The sequence below is a fragment of the Pseudescherichia sp. AS216 genome, from assembly GCF_037152055.1.
Lineage (GTDB): Bacteria > Pseudomonadota > Gammaproteobacteria > Enterobacterales > Enterobacteriaceae > Pseudescherichia.
The window spans coordinates 237,489-254,628 of the sequence record NZ_JBBCMV010000005.1; the positions used below are offsets into that span (position 1 = coordinate 237,489).

General features: G+C 58.0%; 13 protein-coding genes. 8 read left to right on the plus strand and 5 right to left on the minus strand.

Features of this window, described 5'->3' with window-relative positions; genetic code table 11:
- The first annotated feature begins 58 nt into the window (after nucleotides 1-58).
- Nucleotides 59-1,228 carry a DNA repair protein gene (locus WFN61_RS16080; protein WP_337038937.1) on the plus strand — a complete coding sequence of 390 codons (1,170 nt, stop codon included), beginning with the start codon at nucleotides 59-61 and terminating at the stop codon, nucleotides 1,226-1,228.
- Nucleotides 1,229-1,233: 5 nt separating this feature from the next.
- Here WFN61_RS16080 and WFN61_RS16085 read toward each other — a convergent pair whose 3' ends face one another.
- Nucleotides 1,234-2,004, minus strand: coding sequence for a siderophore-interacting protein (locus WFN61_RS16085; protein ID WP_312272581.1), 771 nt, complete (start codon nucleotides 2,002-2,004; stop codon nucleotides 1,234-1,236).
- A gap of 169 nt (nucleotides 2,005-2,173) precedes the next feature.
- Between WFN61_RS16085 and WFN61_RS16090 the strand changes: the two genes are divergently transcribed.
- A complete protein-coding gene (locus WFN61_RS16090; protein ID WP_144817545.1) occupies nucleotides 2,174-2,692 on the plus strand; it encodes a PadR family transcriptional regulator in 519 nt (172 codons plus the stop codon).
- Here the strand turns inward: WFN61_RS16090 and WFN61_RS16095 are convergent.
- The gene (locus WFN61_RS16095) at nucleotides 2,689-4,251 is read right to left on the minus strand and encodes a methyl-accepting chemotaxis protein (RefSeq protein WP_337038938.1); all 1,563 of its coding nucleotides are present in this window, start codon (nucleotides 4,249-4,251) and stop codon (nucleotides 2,689-2,691) included. The genes WFN61_RS16090 and WFN61_RS16095 overlap by 4 nt on opposite strands.
- Nucleotides 4,252-4,505: 254 nt before the next feature.
- Nucleotides 4,506-6,026: a methyl-accepting chemotaxis protein gene (locus WFN61_RS16100; RefSeq protein ID WP_312282483.1), complete on the minus strand. Its 1,521-nt coding sequence runs from the start codon at nucleotides 6,024-6,026 to the stop codon at nucleotides 4,506-4,508.
- Between the two features lie 432 nt (nucleotides 6,027-6,458).
- On the opposite strand from WFN61_RS16100, the gene ygjG reads away from it, so the two are divergent.
- The gene (gene ygjG, locus WFN61_RS16105; RefSeq protein WP_186370562.1) at nucleotides 6,459-7,838 is read left to right on the plus strand and encodes a putrescine aminotransferase; all 1,380 of its coding nucleotides are present in this window, start codon (nucleotides 6,459-6,461) and stop codon (nucleotides 7,836-7,838) included.
- A gap of 148 nt (nucleotides 7,839-7,986) precedes the next feature.
- Nucleotides 7,987-10,005, plus strand: a complete 2,019-nt coding sequence (locus tag WFN61_RS16110) for an NADPH-dependent 2,4-dienoyl-CoA reductase (protein ID WP_337038939.1) — start codon at nucleotides 7,987-7,989, stop codon at nucleotides 10,003-10,005.
- 56 nt (nucleotides 10,006-10,061) lie between these two features.
- Here WFN61_RS16110 and rlmG read toward each other — a convergent pair whose 3' ends face one another.
- Nucleotides 10,062-11,198, minus strand: a complete 1,137-nt coding sequence (gene rlmG, locus WFN61_RS16115; RefSeq protein WP_144817539.1) for a 23S rRNA (guanine(1835)-N(2))-methyltransferase RlmG — start codon at nucleotides 11,196-11,198, stop codon at nucleotides 10,062-10,064.
- Between the two features lie 86 nt (nucleotides 11,199-11,284).
- On the opposite strand from rlmG, the gene WFN61_RS16120 reads away from it, so the two are divergent.
- The 4 genes from WFN61_RS16120 to sstT all read left to right on the plus strand — a co-directional run bounded on the left by WFN61_RS16120 (nucleotide 11,285) and on the right by sstT (nucleotide 15,524).
- Entirely contained in the window at nucleotides 11,285-11,788 is a 504-nt protein-coding gene (locus tag WFN61_RS16120; RefSeq protein ID WP_144817538.1) for a YgjP-like metallopeptidase domain-containing protein, read from the plus strand.
- A 67-nt stretch (nucleotides 11,789-11,855) separates the two neighbouring features.
- Nucleotides 11,856-12,857 carry a Gfo/Idh/MocA family protein gene (locus tag WFN61_RS16125; RefSeq protein WP_337038940.1) on the plus strand — a complete coding sequence of 334 codons (1,002 nt, stop codon included), beginning with the start codon at nucleotides 11,856-11,858 and terminating at the stop codon, nucleotides 12,855-12,857.
- Nucleotides 12,858-13,105: 248 nt separating this feature from the next.
- Complete coding sequence (locus WFN61_RS16130) at nucleotides 13,106-14,074, plus strand: TerC family protein (RefSeq protein WP_144817536.1); 969 nt, start codon at nucleotides 13,106-13,108, stop codon at nucleotides 14,072-14,074.
- Between the two features lie 208 nt (nucleotides 14,075-14,282).
- On the plus strand, nucleotides 14,283-15,524 hold the full coding sequence (gene sstT / locus WFN61_RS16135; RefSeq protein WP_257758947.1) for a serine/threonine transporter SstT: 1,242 nt from the start codon (nucleotides 14,283-14,285) through the stop codon (nucleotides 15,522-15,524).
- 116 nt (nucleotides 15,525-15,640) lie between these two features.
- Here the strand turns inward: sstT and WFN61_RS16140 are convergent, their stop codons facing one another.
- Nucleotides 15,641-17,128 (minus strand): UxaA family hydrolase, encoded by a 1,488-nt coding sequence (locus WFN61_RS16140; RefSeq protein ID WP_144817534.1) that lies wholly within the window; start codon nucleotides 17,126-17,128, stop codon nucleotides 15,641-15,643.
- Nucleotides 17,129-17,140: the final 12 nt, after the last annotated feature.

Here is a 17,140-nt window from a genome sequence, read left to right on the forward strand (position 1 = left end):
CTGTTCTCTTAATCACAACTACGCTTGAGTCAACTACCCAGGCGCACAGCGAAACGCCATGAACAAACCTATCAAACGGCTTGAGATCATAAAGAATGCCATTGAGCTGGAGGATGACGTCATCATCCATAGCCAGCTTGGCTGGCTGCAAAGCAATGCTCAGGATCCTGAGCTGGCGTTTATCGTTGCGGCGCTGGAGCAGAAGAACTACTCCGCGGCGTTACAGGCTATCGCCGCCTGGCTACAGAGCCAGCGGGCGGTAACCCAGTGGCACGATCCTCAGGTGGCGGCCAGCAAGCTGGAGCTGAAGGCGCTGGAAGAGCAGATGCGGGAGCTGATCGATAAACGCAACGCCCGCATTCAGATCCTCGACGACTTTAACGACAGCTATATGAAGCGTCTCGGGCCAATGATGGCGCAGATCCTGCGTCTTCGTCAGGCGCTGGCGGAGGCTACCCTGCGCAGGCAGCAGGCCGAGGCCCGGCGGCGTGAGGCGGACTACCTGCGCTGTCAGCAGTATATGGCCCAGGCCGTTGAGGAGCTGGCTTCGCTGACCCAGCGCTGGCGCAGCCTGCCCGCCAGCTCGTCGCAGGCGGCGGAGACTCGCCGCCGCGTCCAGCAGCAAAACGCTCTGATCGCCTCCCTGCTGGCCGAAGCCCAGGAGCTGGAAAAAGGACTCATCCGCGAGGAGGAGCCGGCCCGCCAGGCGCGGGACGAGGCACGTCAGGAGTATGAGGAGTACCAGGAGCAGCAGCACGATGCCCAGGCCCGCTTCAGCTTTGAGCAGAAGCTCTCCCAGGACGAGCGGCAGGAGCTAAAAAAACTGTGGCGGCAGGCCAGCAAGCTGTGCCATCCGGATCTGGTGGATGACGATCTCAAAGATGAGGCCAACGCCATGATGGTTCAGCTTAACCAGGCCCGGCAGCGCGGCGACGTTGCCGCCGTCCGCTCGCTCTTCGCCCGCCTGCAAAAGGGGCTGGGGCCGCTGATGGCCAGCGACAGACTCAACGATCTTACCCGTCTGCGGGCACGGATCGCGGAGGTAAAAGCTCATATCACCGGGCTACTGGCGGAGCTTAGCAAGCTGGAGGGCGAGAGCGCCTGGCAGCTGGTCTCTTCCTTAAAGGATCAGGAGGGTTACTTCGTGCAGCAGGAGAGAGCCCTGGCGGAGGTATGCACCTCGCTGGAGCGGCAGGTCAGCGAGGCACAGTACGACGCGGTGGCCTGACGCCGTTACTTAGCGTGCCAGTAGGCGGCAGCGCGCACCAGCTGCGGATCGATAGCGTCAGTCTCAAACCGGCGGCTGACGTTTTTCACGACCTTCCCTTCCCCGGTCAGCCAGATATAGTAATCGTCCTGCGGGACGCTTACCTGTGCCAGACGCCGATCCAGCGCCTCTTCGCTATGACCCACAATCCACTCGATAGCAAACTCGTCCAGATGGGCGAGATAATCCTTATAGCGCTCGTCGCCGATAGTAACAATGGCCGTTACCTGCGGGCGTTCCGCCAGCTGGCGTAGCGCTTCCAGGCGACGGCGCAGGGCGGGCATGCCGCTCTCGTCGCAGGCGTAGAGCTGCCAGGCATAATCTTCCGGCACCACCAGCGAACCGCGTGGCCCGCCGATGGTCAGGGTATCCCCTGGCTGGGCGTTCTCGGCCCAGCGGCTGGCGACGCCGCCGTCGTGAATGAAAAAGTCGAGGCTCAGTTCATGACGGGCTTCGTCGTAGAGCGGGGTGTAGTCGCGTGAAGCGGGACGCACGCCGTCACCCCAAACAATGCCCTCTTCCGTTACCGTCGGCGGCACAAACGGCTGGCCCGGCTCCGGGAAGAATACCTTGGTGTGATCGTCAAAGCCCCGGCTGCTAAAACCCGCCAGCGCCTCTCCTCCCAGCACGATACGCTGGAACCCTGCTCCGATGCGCTCCACGCGCAGCACCGTCAGCTCACGGAAGCGCAACTCATTACGCACGCGCTGCGGATAACGTCGATTTTGTTTCGTCATGTTAGCCATCCCAAGTGGAATACGATATATCTAAATAAATTTTAAATGATAATGATTGCTGATTAGAAAGATTGCAAGATTTTTTTTGATAGCGTTAGACAAGCAGTGATTTCAGCGTATAGACTTACTTTAGACGCAATTTAGATATATCAAAAAAGAGGCTATAATCATGCACCATGCTGAAGATCGTCCCCATCATCATCACGGTCACGGCGGCGGACGCCGTCAGCGCTTCTTCGGTCACGGCGAGCTGCGGCTGGTGGTGTTAGATATCCTGACCCGCAATGCCAGCCACGGCTATGAGCTGATCAAAGAGATCGAAAACCTGACCCAGGGCCACTATACCCCCAGCCCCGGCGTGATCTACCCGACCCTCGACTTCCTGCAGGAGCAGGCGTTTATTGAGATGAGCGAAGAGGAGAGCGGCCGTAAGAGGATTGCCATTACCGAGGCAGGCCAGCAGTGGCTGGAGGAGAACCAGGAGCATCTCGTGCATATTCAGGAGCGGATTAAAGCGCGCGGCGTCGGGCACCAGCTACGCAAAAATCCGCAGATGAAACGTGCCCTGGATAACTTCAAAGCGGTGTTAGATCTGAAGGTGAACCACGAAGAGATCAGCCCCGCCCAGTTGAAACAGATCATCGGCGTGATCGACCGGGCGGCGCTGGAGATCTCCCAGATGGATTAAGCGGTCGCCTCTGTCTGGCTAACGCGGAATACCTTGATCAGGGCTTTCAGGTGCTGCGCCTGCTCGTTCAGCGACGCCGCTGCTGCCACGGACTCCTCCACCAGGCTGGAGTTCTGCTGGGTGGTGGCATCGATCAGGCCAATGGCGCTGTTAATCTGCGAGATCCCTTCCGTCTGCTCATGGCTGGCGTGGCCAATTTGCCGCAGAATGGTATCCATCTCTTCAACGTTGCTCACCATGCCGCTGATCAGCCCACCCGCTTTTTCCACCAGCGCCATCCCTTCCCGCGCCTGGGTCGTGGAGTCCTCGATTAGCTGGCGAATATCATTCGCCGATGAGGCACTTTTCTGCGCCAGCTGGCGTACTTCCCCGGCCACCACCGCGAAGCCGCGTCCGTGCTCGCCTGCGCGCGCCGCTTCAACCGCCGCGTTGAGCGCCAGAATATTGGTCTGGAAAGCGATAGCGTCAATCAGGTTGATGATGTCGGACATGCGGCTGGAGGTCTCGTTGATAACGCGCATCTTCTCCGTTACCTGTTTCATCATCGCGCCATTGGTTTTTACCACCGTCGCCGCGTCGGCGGAGAGCTGGGTCGCTTCAGTAGTGTGGCTGGCGGTATTTTTCACCGTGGCGGTGATCTGCTCCATCGAGGCTGCGGTCTGCTCCACGGAGCTGGCCTGCTCTTCGGTGCGGGCCGCCAGATCCTGATTACCGGCCACGATTTGCGCAGCGGCGCTGGAGATATTCTCTGAGCCGTACTGCACCTCCTGCACAATCTCCAGCAGGCGGGTCTTCATGGCCATCAATGCGCTAAGTAGAATGCCGGTCTCGTCGCGATGCTTCACCTCAATCGAATGAGTCAGATCCCCGGCGGCAATCGCCTCCGCCAGATCCACTGCCTGTCCCAGCGGGCGGGTAATGGCACGCACAATGACGGTCCCCATCAGCACAGCGATACCGATGCTGACCACCGCCAGCAGGATCAGCATCAGGCGGTTGGTGTTGAAGTCGCTGTCGACCTGCTTACCCGCATCACGCATCCGCGCGTCCTGAATCGCGATCAGCTCCAGCACCTTCTGCTTATAGGCGTTCTGGATAGGCACGGTGGTGTTCATCATCTCCTGAACAGCGGCTTCCCGGTTACCTACCTTCACCGCCTCCAGAATGCGGAAGCGAGAGTCGAGATACTGCTGACGTACTCCGCGCAGGTCGGTAAGGATCTTCTGTGCCTGAGGGTCATCGAGCTGTTTTGTCAGGGTGTCCAGCAGCACCGTGATTTCGCCGCTAATGCCGGTCAGCTGCTGCTGCATGCTTTCGTTCCACTTCCCTTCGCTATCCAGCAGCATCAGCTGCTGGGTGCTAACAAAGGTCTGAAACTTGTCGATAAGCTGGTTCGCTTTAACCGTGGTGGGATAATCACTGTTCACAATAGTCTGCATGCCGTTATTTGCGCGGTTCAGGCTAAATAGTGAAAGGTAGGAGCTGGCTACCATTAATACAATAAAGAATCCGAATGCCAGAAATAACTTTGTCCCAATCTTTACGTCATGTAAGAACATATATACTCCATCAAAATGATTATCTTTAAGACGATCACGTTATCGGTAACGGAGCAGCTAACTTTATGACCTTGATCGCTTTTATAGACGATATATCCTTTGATAAATAGGCGCAGACTATTAATGGCAGAGCATCGATCGTTATATGAGCGTAAGTAGCACGATTTAACAAATATATTAAAATTCAATTACACAAACGCAAAAAAAAGCCGCCCGGTTGCGATCAACCCGGCGGCATGAATAAGCTGTGCTAATTAATGCAGAACGGTAACGGCATCTTCCAGACGGTTAGCACGATGCTTAACCATCGCCGAAATTTGCGCGCTCTCCTCGACCAGTTCGGCATTTTTCTGCGTTATGCCGTCCAGCTCGGCCACTGCCCGGGTGAGCTCTGACAGCCCCGTCGCCTGCTCCGAGGTAGAGTGGCTGATCTGGGCAATCAGACGGGTCACGTTTTTCACCTGCTCCACAATATCATCCATGGTACGCCCAGCGGCGTGAACCTGATCCGCGCCGGACTGTACCTTGCTGGCGCTGGCATCGATTAGCTTGCGGATATCATTCGCCGCGTTGGCGCTGCGGTTTGCCAGGTGACGAACCTCTCCGGCCACCACGGCAAAGCCTTTGCCCTGCTCTCCAGCGCGGGCCGCTTCAACCGCCGCGTTGAGCGCCAGGATATTGGTCTGGAAAGCGATATCATTAATAAGCGAGGTGATAGAGCCGATGCGCTGCGTGCTGTTGGCAATGTCATCCATGGTTTTCACCACCGTCTGCATCGCTTCTCCGCCTTCGCTCGCCGCCGTACTCGCTGCCATCGACAGCTTATCGACCTCGGCAGCGGTTTCGGAGTTACTCTGCACCGACGCCGCCATCTGGTTCATGGTGGCCACGGTCTGCTGAACGTTGCTGACCGTCTGACGGGTGCGATCGTTAAGATCTTCATTACCCTGGGCCAGGCGTTCGCTGCCGTTACGCACGCTGGCCACCTGACCAGAAATATCATGAATTAACCAGCGGCACATCAGGCCCAGCTGGCCGACCGCGCGCAGGGTAAGCCCCAGCTCGTCGCTGCGGTTGAGATGCTCCACGCTGTTACGCTCGCCGGTGGCAACCTTCAGCGCCTGGCGCGCTACGTTCTCTATAGGGCGGACGATCTGCTGCTCAAACAGCCACGTTCCCAGCAGCATCACTACCGCACTGGCCGCCAGCGCGCTCCAGCCAACATGGCTTAACGTGAGCGAGGCCGCGAGCAGCGCAAACAGCACGGCCATCACGCCGCGTACCCGCCAGCGCAGCGGCATGGCCGGTAGCTTACCGAGCCAGCCTTTACGCACCACCAGCCCCTTGTGGATCCGCCTGTTGCAGCGCCCTTCATTCAGCGCCCTGTAGAGCGGCTCAACGGCAGCAATCTCTTCCGGTGTCGCCCGGTTACGGATCGACATATAGCCCGTCGTTTGACCGTTACGCACCACCGGCACCGCGTTAGCTCGCACCCAGTAGTGATCGCCATTTTTACGGCGGTTTTTCACAATGCCGCTCCACGGCTCGCCCTGCTGGAGCGTGTACCACATGTCGGCAAAGGCCGCTTTCGGCATATCCGGATGGCGCACCAGATTGTGCGGCTGACCCAGCAGCTCGTTAAGCGTATAGCCGCTCACCTGCACAAAGGTGTCATTAGCATGGGTTATGTAGCTTTGCAGATCGGTGGTGGACATCAGGGTGGTGTCATCGTCCAGGGTGTACTCATTCTGGGTGACATAGCGTTGAGAGGACATGGCGGGCATTCCTTGCAGGTGTTATATGTTAATTTTTTAGACTAATCATTTTTCGGCGGTAAAAAATTTATCTTTAGTTGTTAAAACCGATCGCGATCGCAAAAAATCACTAAACCGCACTTTTTATACGTTTTTCTAATATATTGATTTCAAATACTTTCACAACGAAACTACCTAAAAAGGCGTATTCGCCCTGCCCGTCTGTGTAGCATGCTTTGCACTACCCTGGTGCAGTCGCTGCCGTAAACCTGCAAAATCCTTCAATAAAAGCCCAGTGGCTATTCTCTGGCGACATCATTGGCATGATTAAATTTTGTGCAACGCTGTTTTTACCTGGCGTTTATCCCGATTTTTGCTACCCGTGCCGAAGTGGCGTAATCCCTGCAATAATTTATGCAGTATCGCGTGATACGCCATCCCCGGGAGCTCATTTTGAACAGGTTACCTTCCAGCGCATCGGCCCTCGCCTGTAGCGCACACGCCCTGAATCTCATTGAGAAGCGAACGCTTGATCATGAGGAGATGAAAGAACTTAACCGAGAGGTGATTGATTACTTTAAAGAGCATGTTAATCCTGGATTTTTAGAGTACCGCAAGTCTGTTACTGCTGGCGGGGATTACGGGGCCGTAGAGTGGCAAGCAGGAAGTCTCAATACGCTTGTCGACACCCAGGGACAGGAGTTTTTAGATTGCCTGGGTGGATTTGGCATTTTTAACGTGGGGCACCGTAATCCAGTTGTGGTTTCCGCCGTACAGAATCAGCTCGCGAAACAACCGCTTCACAGCCAGGAGCTGCTCGATCCGCTCCGGGCCATGCTGGCAAAAACCCTCGCTGCCCTCGCACCGGGCAAACTCAAGTACAGCTTCTTTAGCAACAGCGGCACCGAGTCCGTTGAGGCGGCTCTCAAGCTGGCGAAGGCGTATCAGTCGCCGCGCGGCAAGTTTACCTTTGTCGCCACCAGCGGCGCATTCCACGGCAAATCCCTCGGGGCGCTGTCTGCGACGGCAAAATCCGCCTTCCGTAAACCCTTTATGCCGCTGCTGCCGGGCTTCCGCCATGTTCCCTTTGGCGATATCGAGGCCATGCGTACTCTGCTCTCTGAGTGCCATAAAACCGGCGATGACGTGGCGGCGGTGATCCTGGAGCCGATTCAGGGCGAAGGTGGCGTGATCCTGCCACCGGTGGGATATCTTCCTGCGGTGCGTAAGCTGTGCGATGAGTTTGGCGCGCTGCTGATCTTTGATGAAGTACAGACCGGCATGGGTCGTACCGGCAGGATGTTCGCCTGCGAGCATGAGAACGTGCAGCCGGATATTCTCTGCCTTGCCAAGGCCCTCGGCGGCGGCGTAATGCCTATCGGCGCGACGATTGCTACCGAAGAGGTGTTCTCGGTGCTGTTTGACAACCCCTTCCTGCACACCACCACCTTTGGCGGTAACCCGTTGGCCTGTGCGGCAGCGCTGGCGACCATCAACGTGCTGCTGGAGGAGAACCTCCCGGCGCAGGCCGAGCAGAAAGGTGACATGCTGCTGGACGGCTTCCGCCTGCTGGCGCGTCAGTACCCGGCGCTGGTGCACGACGTGCGCGGGAAAGGGATGCTGATGGCGATTGAGTTTGTCGATAACGAGAGTGGATATAACTTTGCCAGCGAGATGTTCCGCCAGCGCGTTCTGGTGGCGGGCACGCTGAACAATGCTAAAACCATTCGTATCGAACCGCCGTTAACCCTGACGGTTGAACAGTGCGAACAGGTGCTGAAAGCGGCCGGGCTGGCGCTGGCGGCCCTGAGTGTCTCCACTGAAAAAGCCTGACTACGTTGGCCCCCGTTTTCAGATGGGGGCCAACGCCATTCTTTGAATCCCATCACAACTGCTTCACGCGCCTTTTCCCTTTTATCTTGCGACGGCTAAATTAGAACTCATCCGACCACATAACAATAATTTTATACTGGAAGAGACAATGCGCTATTCGTCGCTGTTTGCCCCTCTCGATCTGGGCTTTACCACCCTAAAAAACCGCGTACTGATGGGTTCGATGCATACTGGCCTTGAAGAGCGGCCCGACGGTCCTGAGCGCCTCGCCGCTTTTTACGCCGAGCGCGCCCGTCACGGTGTGGCGCTGATTGTCACCGGTGGCGTGGCTCCGGCGCTCTCTGGCGTGACGATGGCAGGTAGCGCGGCGCTGTGCGATGCCAGTCAGCTCCCGCATCATCAGTTAGTCACCGAGGCGGTACACCAGGAGGGCGGTAAAATCGCCCTGCAGATCCTGCATACCGGGCGCTATAGCTATCAGCCGCAGCTGGTGGCACCCTCGGCTATTCGAGCCCCCATTAACCGCTTTACCCCTCATGCTCTGACCCATGATGAGATCCTTGCCCTGATCGAGGATTTTGCCCGCTGCGCCCTGCTTGCCCGCGAGGCGGGCTACGACGGGGTGGAGATCATGGGCTCTGAGGGGTATCTGATTAATGAGTTTCTCGCGGCCCGTACCAACCAGCGCGAGGATGAGTGGGGAGGCGATTACACTCGACGGATGCGTTTTGCCACCGAAGTGGTGCGCGCTGTTCGCCAGCGCGTGGGCAGCGATTTTATTATTATCTACCGCCTGTCTATGCTCGACCTGGTTGAGGATGGCGGCACGTTCGAGGAGACGGTGCAGCTGGCAAAAGCCGTTGAGGCCGCAGGCGCAACCCTGATCAACACTGGAATTGGCTGGCACGAGGCGCGCATTCCCACCATTGCGACACCGGTGCCACGCGCCGCTTTTAGCTGGGTGACGCGCAAACTGAAAGGCCACGTCTCGGTGCCGCTGATTACTACCAACCGGATTAACGATCCCGGCGTTGCAGATGAGGTGCTGACGCGCGGCGATGCCGATATGGTGTCGATGGCCCGCCCTTTTCTCGCCGATGCAGAGATCCTGTCGAAGGCGCAGAGCGGCCGTGAGGCGGAGATCAACACCTGTATCGGCTGCAACCAGGCCTGCCTCGATCGGATTTTCGCTGGCAAAGTAACTTCCTGCCTGGTTAATCCCCGCGCCTGTCACGAGACGATCATGCCGATCGTTCCGGCGTTAACCGCGAAAAAGCTGGCGGTGGTCGGTGCAGGCCCGGCGGGGCTGGCCTTTGCGGTGAACGCTGCCCAGCGCGGTCATCAGGTGACGCTGTTCGATGCCGGGGCGGAGATCGGCGGCCAGTTTAATATCGCCAAACAGATCCCAGGCAAAGAGGAGTTCTACGAAACCCTGCGCTACTATCGGCGAATGATCGATATTACCGGCATCCGTTTGCAGCTCAACCGGCTGGTCACCTCAGAGGATCTTATCGACTTTGACGAGACGATCCTCGCCTGCGGCATTGAGCCGCGGATCCCGCCGATCGACGGGATCGATCATCCAAAGGTGCTGACCTACCTTGCGGTACTGCGCGATAAAGTGCCGGTGGGTGCGAAAGTGGCCATTATCGGCTGCGGCGGCATTGGCTTTGATACCGCCATGTATCTGAGCCAGCCGGGAGAGCCATCCAGCCAAAACATTGCCGAGTTTTGCGTTGAGTGGGGAATCGATACCAGTTTACGCCAGCCAGGAGGCCTGCGTCCCGAGGGGGCAGTGCAGCCGAAAAGCCCGAGGCAGATTGTGATGCTCCAGCGTAAGCCCGGTAAGCCCGGCGACGGGCTGGGGAAAACCACCGGCTGGATCCACCGCGCCACCCTGCTGTCGCGAGGGGTGAAGATGATCCCGTCCGTGAGCTATCAGAAGATCGACGACGAGGGGCTGCACGTGCTGATCGACGGCGAACCGCAACTGCTGGCAGTGGATCACGTTGTGCTTTGCGCGGGCCAGGAGCCGCGCCGGGATCTGGCCGATCCGCTACGTGCGGCAGGAAAAACGGTGCATTTGATTGGCGGCTGCGACGTGGCGATGGAGCTGGACGCCCGCCGCGCCATTGCCCAGGGGACAACGTTAGCGTTAGCGATTTAAGCAACGCCGAAGCAACGTAGGCCGGGCAAGCGCAGCGCCGCCCGGCAACGCTGCTATCAGCGCCTGCGCGCCAGTTTCACCGCCTTCAGCACCACAAACTTACTGTTGGTGGCGACGGTGGTGCAGTTGCCGAAGATCTTCTTCAGCTTATGGAAGTAGTCCAGGTGACGGTTAGCCACGATATACAGCTCGCCATTGGTTTTCAGGCAGCGGCGGGCGTGGTGGAACATCTCCCAGGCGATATGATCCGTCAGGGCGTGCTTCTGGTGGAACGGCGGGTTGCAGAACACCGCGTTGAAGCGGTATGGCTCTACGCCGGAGAGCGCGTTGTTGATCATAAACTCGCAGCGATCCTGCGCGTCGGGCATGTTGGTCTCGACGTTCAGGCGGCTGGAGGCCACCGCCATCGGCGACTCATCAACAAACACTACCTGCGCCTCGGGGTTCTTCTCCAGCAGGGTCAGGCCAATCACGCCGTTACCGCAGCCGAGATCGACAATCTCCCCTTCCAGGTTTTCCGGCAGGTGCTGAAGGAAGAAGCGCGCGCCAATGTCCAGCCCGGTGCGGGAGAAGACGTTGGCGTGGTTATGGATAGTCCACGGCGTACCGTCCAGCGTCCAGCTCAGGGTCTCTTGCACATCGTTTAACGCCGGGGCGTTAAAGGTACAGTTCACCAACCGCGCTTTTTTCCACGCCAGCGTGGTGGTGGTCGGGCCGAGGATCTTCTCGAACAGCTCCAGCGTCGAGTTGTGGATATCGCGGGCCTTGGTGCCAGCGATAATCCGCGTCTCTGGCGTCACGACCTGACGCAGGGCGCGCAGCTGCTGCTCCAGCAGGGCCAGGGTTTTTGGGATCTTGATCAGTACGACGCCCGGCGCGGCCGGATAGGCGGCGGTGCTGTCGAGGAAGGTGACGCTGCCCTCGTCCAGCTCGTTGTGACGCAGGTTCTCCCGGGTCGCCAGCTCGCTTAAGTAGGAGTCGCCGATGCTGAAAGGCGTATGTTCCACCAGCGCGCAGGCCAGTGCCCCAAAAGTATCATTAAAAATCAGGACCGGGCCGCTGATTTCGGTTTCGTCCAGCTGCTGCAGCAGATATTCATCGGCTGCTTCCCACGCCTGCAGCGGGTTGACGTCGTCCGTTTCCGGAAAACGCTTTAAGTTTAGTGAACGGAAACCGTTGTCTGAATGGCTCATCGGCCCTCCTGGATGGTAAAATTCGGTGTTGTCCCCTGAGCGGGGGCGTGAGTATACCCTTTTTTAACTGTTATCGCGGGGCAATAATGAGCAATCTTCTCTATCTCCAGGGCTATCCGGAAAATCTGCTGGCCCAGGTGCAGTCGCTCATTGCGCAAAATCGCCTTGGCGAGGTGCTGGAGAAGCGCTATCCGGGCCAGCACAGCGTCACCACCGACAAGGCGCTCTATGGCTATATCCAGGATCTCAAAAGCGAGTTTCTGCGCAACGCGCCGCCGATCAACAAGGTGGCCTATGACAACAAGATCCACGTCCTAAAGAACGCCCTCGGTCTGCATACCGCCGTCTCTCGGGTACAGGGTGGCAAGCTGAAGGCCAAGGCGGAGATTCGCATCGCCACCGTCTTTCGCAGCGCACCGGAGCCGTTCTTGCGCATGATCGCCGTCCACGAGCTCGCGCACCTGAAGGAGAAGGAGCACGATAAAGCCTTCTACCAGCTGTGCTGCTATATGGAGCCGCAGTACCACCAGCTGGAGTTCGATACCCGCCTGTGGCTGACGCACCGCTCCCTTAGCGATTTTGCGCAATAGCGCACTCGTTTTGTCATCCTGACATGCTACATTGGGCGGACTGTCCCCGATGGAGCATAAAGGATTTATGATACGTTTCGCAGTCGTTGGCACCAACTGGATCACCCGCCAGTTCGTTGATGCCGCCCATGAGACCGGCAAGCTGAAGCTGACCGGCGTCTACTCCCGCAGCCTTGAGCAAGCCGAGCACTTTGCCAGCGATTATCCCGTTGAGCATCTCTTTACCTCGCTCGACGCCCTGGCCCAGAGTGAATCTATCGACGCGGTATATATCGCCAGCCCAAACTCGCTGCACTTCCCGCAAACCGAACTCTTTTTGCGGCATAAGAAGCATGTGATCTGCGAGAAGCCGCTGGCCTCAAACTTACAGGAGGTCGAGGCGGCCATCGCGGTTGCGCGGGAAAACGGTGTAGTGCTGTTTGAAGCGTTTAAGACTGCCGCGCTGCCCAACTTCCAGCTGGTACAGCAGTCGCTGCCGAAGGTGGGCAAGCTGCGGAAGGTGTTCTTCAACTACTGCCAGTACTCCTCACGCTATCCGCGCTACCTCAACGGCGAAAACCCCAATACCTTCAATCCGGCCTTCTCTAACGGCTCGATCATGGATATTGGCTTCTACTGCCTGGCTTCAGCGGTGGCGCTGTGGGGCGAGCCGCAGAGCGTGCAGGCTAGTGCCAGCCTGCTGCCGAGCGGCGTTGACGGTCACGGCGTGGCGGTGCTGAACTACGGTGACTTTAGCGTCACATTGCAGCACTCCAAGGTCAGCGACTCCTCGTTGGCAAGTGAGATTCAGGGGGAAGATGGCGCACTGGTGATTGAACATCTCTCCGAGTGCCAGCGTGTGTCTTTTGTGCCCCGGGGCGGTAAGCCGCAGGAGATCACCCAGCCGCAGCATATCAACACCATGCTCTATGAAGCGGAGCGGTTTGCCCACCTGGTGGATGAGAACGCGGTTAACCACGCAGGACTTGAGGTGAGCCGCATTACCGCCAGGCTGCTGACCGAGATCCGCCGCCAGACGGGCGTGGTGTTCCCGGCAGACACCACGCCTGCCACTCACTTACCGGCGTAAAGGTATGTAAAACAGGAGGGGGCTGACATTGACGCCCTCTCTGCTCTGACATATTTTGTTACTAGCAAAGGGGAGTAACTTCTTCGCCGGCAGGTCGTCATTACGATGCGTTTACGCATCCGGTCGCCGGGCACCCTCAACAGGGTGTAAGTGAGACCTTGCCGAAAGGCGAGGCCCTGTGCTCTAAAAACAAGCGGCTGCCGTCTTTCGACGTTGGCCGTTTTTGTTTTTATTGCAAGGAACTCTCTATGAATAGTGTCGGCACACCGCTCCTGTGGGGCGGATTCGCTGTAGTGGTTGTGATCATGCTGGCTATCGACCTTCTGCTTCATGGCCGTCGTGGCACCCATACCATGACCATGAAACAGGCGGCCGGCTGGTCGATCCTGTGGGTTACCCTCTCCCTGCTGTTTAACGCCGCTTTCTGGTGGTATCTGGCAAGCACCGAAGGACGGGCCGTGGCCGATCCGCAGGCGCTCGCCTTCCTCACCGGCTACCTGATCGAAAAAGCGCTGGCGGTGGATAACGTCTTTGTCTGGCTGATGCTGTTCAGCTACTTCTCTATCCCGCCAGCCCTACAGCGTCGGGTGCTGATCTACGGCGTACTGGGCGCGATTGTGCTGCGTACCATCATGATCTTCGCCGGTAGCTGGCTGATCTCGCAGTTCGAGTGGCTGCTCTACGTCTTCGGTGCGTTCCTGCTCTTTACCGGGGTCAAGATGGCGCTGGCGAAAGAGGACGAGGCCGGAATTGGCGATAAGCCGATGGTGCGCTGGCTGCGCAGCCATCTGCGCATGACCGATACCATTGAGAGCGAGCACTTCTTTGTGCGCCGCAACGGCCTGCTGTTCGCTACGCCGCTGCTGCTGGTGCTGATCCTTGTGGAGTTGAGCGACGTGATCTTTGCGGTGGACAGTATCCCGGCGATCTTCGCCGTCACCACTGACCCGTTTATCGTGCTGACCTCAAACCTGTTCGCGATCCTCGGTCTGCGTGCGATGTACTTCCTGCTGGCGGGCGTGGCGGAGCGTTTTGCGATGCTGAAGTATGGCCTGTCGGTGATCCTGGTGTTTATCGGTATCAAGATGCTGATCGTCGATTTCTACCATATCCCGATCGCTATCTCGCTGGGTGTAGTGGGCGGTATCCTGGCGGTGACCCTGCTGATCAATGCCTGGGTTAACCATCAGAACGACAAGAAACAGCGGCTCTCATAATCATTACCCCGGGCGGCGTGAGCGCCGCCCGGAAAAATGTAAATAATTAGTTAAAAACTTTGACGCAGTACGTAAAATCCAGCACGTTGCACTTCCCCTCGATAGTTCTTTCCATATACTCAACCAGGCAAACATTTAGTTACATCCGGACATAAACGTGACATAGAGCACACTTCGGCTGGAACACAATTTCACTTAAGGAACTATCATGGCGACACAACCGTCTGGCCTGCTCAGGCATATCATGCAGGGCAGCCTCGTAAAACAGATCCTTGTCGGGCTGGTGCTCGGTATTCTGCTGGCGTGGATCTCCAAACCTGCGGCCATTGCCGTGGGGCTGCTTGGCACCCTCTTCGTTGGCGCGCTGAAGGCCGTCGCGCCGGTGCTGGTCCTGATGCTGGTTATGGCCTCTATTGCCAACCATCAGCACGGGCAGAAAACCAGTATCCGCCCTATTCTGTTTCTCTATCTGCTAGGTACCTTCTCCGCCGCGCTGACGGCGGTGGTGTTCAGCTTCCTGTTCCCTTCGACGCTGCATCTGGTTACCGGCGCGACAGAGATCACGCCGCCGTCAGGTATCGTTGAGGTATTACGCGGCCTGTTGATGAGCATGGTCTCTAATCCGGTCGATGCCCTGTTGAACGCCAACTACATTGGCATTCTGGTCTGGGCTGTGGGTCTGGGCTTCGCGCTGCGCCATGGCAACGAGAGCACGAAGGCTCTGATCAATGACTTCTCGAACGCGGTGACCTTTATGGTGCAGCTGGTGATCCGCTTTGCTCCTGTCGGTATCTTCGGCCTGGTTGCCTCGACCCTTGCCACTACCGGGTTTGACACCCTGTTTGGCTATGCCCAGCTGCTGGTGGTTCTGATCGGCTGCATGCTGCTGGTAGCGCTGATCATCAACCCGCTGCTGGTGTTCTGGAAGATCCGCCGTAACCCCTATCCGCTGGTGTTGATGTGCCTGCGCGAAAGCGGCGTCTACGCCTTCTTCACTCGCAGCTCGGCGGCTAATATCCCGGTTAACATGGCGCTGTGCGAAAAGCTGAACCTGGACCGCGACACCTACTCCGTCTCCGTGCCGCTGGGCGCGACCATCAATATGGCGGGCGCGGCCATCACCATTACGGTGCTGACCCTCGCGGCGGTACACACTCTGGGTATTCCGGTGGATCTGCCTACGGCGCTGCTGTTGAGCGTAGTTGCCTCCCTGTGCGCCTGCGGTGCTTCCGGCGTGGCGGGTGGCTCGCTGCTGCTGATCCCGCTGGCCTGTAATATGTTTGGCATCCCGAACGATGTGGCCATGCAGGTAGTGGCGGTGGGCTTTATTATTGGCGTGCTGCAGGACTCCTGCGAGACGGCGCTGAACTCCTCCACCGACGTGCTCTTTACCGCCGCGGCCTGTATGGCTGAAGACGAGCGCCTGGCGAAAAACGCCCTGCGCAGTTAAAAAAATAGTTAAAAAGAAACAGTTAAAAAAAGCCCGGTGGCGCTGACGCTTACCGGGCTTGCATTGAGTACGCAGTGAATAGGCCGGGCAAACGCAGTGCCGCCCGGCAATCAGCCTTACAGCGTCACACCACTCTTAAAGATCGCCAGCTCGCGGAACTCGTTGCGTTCGTTGCAAGTCTGTTTGCCGTTAGCAATCTCAACGATGGTATCCACAAACTCGGTCAGCACCTGCGGCATCAGTTTGCCGTGGATCAGCTGACCGGCATCGAAGTCGATCCAGTGCTTTTTCTTCGCCGCCAGCTCGCTGTTGGTGGCGATTTTCACCGTCGGCACAAAGCCGCCGTAAGGCGTACCGCGTCCGGTAGAGAAGAGCACCATATGGCAGCCCGCGCCAGCCAGGGCGCTGGTGGCAACGGCGTCGTTACCCGGCGCGCTCAGCAGGTTAAGACCATGGGTTTTCAGACGCTCGCCGTAGCGCAGCACGTCAACCACCTGGCTGGCCCCTGCTTTCTGGGTGCAGCCCAGCGACTTCTCTTCCAGGGTGGTAATGCCACCCGCTTTGTTACCCGGCGATGGGTTCTCGTAGATCGGCTGGTTGTGGGCGATAAAGTACTGTTTGAAGTCGTTCACCATGGTGACGGTTTTTTCAAACGTGGACTCATCGCGGCAGTGGCTCATCAGGATCTGCTCGGCACCAAACATCTCCGGTACTTCGGTCAGCACGGTAGTACCGCCGTTGCCGATCACGTAGTCCGAGAAGCGACCCAGCATTGGGTTGGCGGTGATGCCAGAGAGGCCATCGGAGCCGCCGCACTCAAGGCCAAATTTCAGCTCGCTCAGCTTGCCCGGTTCGCGTTTATCATTACGCATCGCGTTATAGAGCTGGTGCATATGCTCCAGGCCCGCTTCCACTTCGTCTTCCTGGTGTTGGCAGACCATAAAGTGGACGCGGTCTGGGTCGAAATCGCCCAGCGTTTCGCGGAACACATCAACCTGGTTGTTCTCACAGCCGAGACCAATCACCAGCACCGCACCCGCGTTAGGGTGGCGCACCATGTTTTGCAGCATGGTGCGGGTGTTGACGTGGTCGTCCCCAAGCTGAGAGCAGCCGTAGGTATGGCTGAACAGGAAGACGCCGTCGGTGCCTTCAGCATTCTGCGTCTCTTTTAAGAAACGGGTCTGGATCTGGCGAGCGATGCCGTTGACGCAGCCAACGGTCGGCAGGATCCACAGCTCATTGCGGATCCCCACTTCGCCGTTGGCCCGGCGGTAGATCTCAACGTCACGATCTGCCGCCTGCGCCTGCACAGCCTGAAGATCGGGTTGATAGCTATACTCGTCCAGATCGCTCAGATTGGTGCGCGCATTGTGAGAGTGAATGTATTCACCCGCTGCGATATCTGCCGTGGCGTGACCAATCGGCAGACCGTATTTCACCACGTTTTGCCCCTGCGGGATGGGCTGCAGGGCAAACTTATGCCCGCGTCCCACCGGCTGGCGCAGTTGCACGGTGTGGTTATCGACAGAAATTTCCGCGCCTTCCGCCAGGTCAGCCAGAGCGACTGCGACGTTATCTAGCGAATGGATCTTGATGTATTGCATATCAACCTCAAA

Bases quoted from the DNA above. Each gene is read 5' to 3' on its own strand.
- WFN61_RS16080 (WP_337038937.1), top strand. From the start codon at position 59: ATGAACAAACCTATCAAACGGCTTGAGATCATAAAGAATGCCATTGAG.
- WFN61_RS16085 (WP_312272581.1), bottom strand. From the start codon at position 2,004: ATGACGAAACAAAATCGACGTTATCCGCAGCGCGTGCGTAATGAGTTG.
- WFN61_RS16090 (WP_144817545.1), top strand. From the start codon at position 2,174: ATGCACCATGCTGAAGATCGTCCCCATCATCATCACGGTCACGGCGGC.
- WFN61_RS16095 (WP_337038938.1), bottom strand. From the start codon at position 4,251: ATGTTCTTACATGACGTAAAGATTGGGACAAAGTTATTTCTGGCATTC.
- WFN61_RS16100 (WP_312282483.1), bottom strand. From the start codon at position 6,026: ATGTCCTCTCAACGCTATGTCACCCAGAATGAGTACACCCTGGACGAT.
- WFN61_RS16110 (WP_337038939.1), top strand. From the start codon at position 7,987: ATGCGCTATTCGTCGCTGTTTGCCCCTCTCGATCTGGGCTTTACCACC.
- rlmG (WP_144817539.1), bottom strand. From the start codon at position 11,198: ATGAGCCATTCAGACAACGGTTTCCGTTCACTAAACTTAAAGCGTTTT.
- WFN61_RS16120 (WP_144817538.1), top strand. From the start codon at position 11,285: ATGAGCAATCTTCTCTATCTCCAGGGCTATCCGGAAAATCTGCTGGCC.
- WFN61_RS16125 (WP_337038940.1), top strand. From the start codon at position 11,856: ATGATACGTTTCGCAGTCGTTGGCACCAACTGGATCACCCGCCAGTTC.
- WFN61_RS16130 (WP_144817536.1), top strand. From the start codon at position 13,106: ATGAATAGTGTCGGCACACCGCTCCTGTGGGGCGGATTCGCTGTAGTG.
- sstT (WP_257758947.1), top strand. From the start codon at position 14,283: ATGGCGACACAACCGTCTGGCCTGCTCAGGCATATCATGCAGGGCAGC.
- WFN61_RS16140 (WP_144817534.1), bottom strand. From the start codon at position 17,128: ATGCAATACATCAAGATCCATTCGCTAGATAACGTCGCAGTCGCTCTG.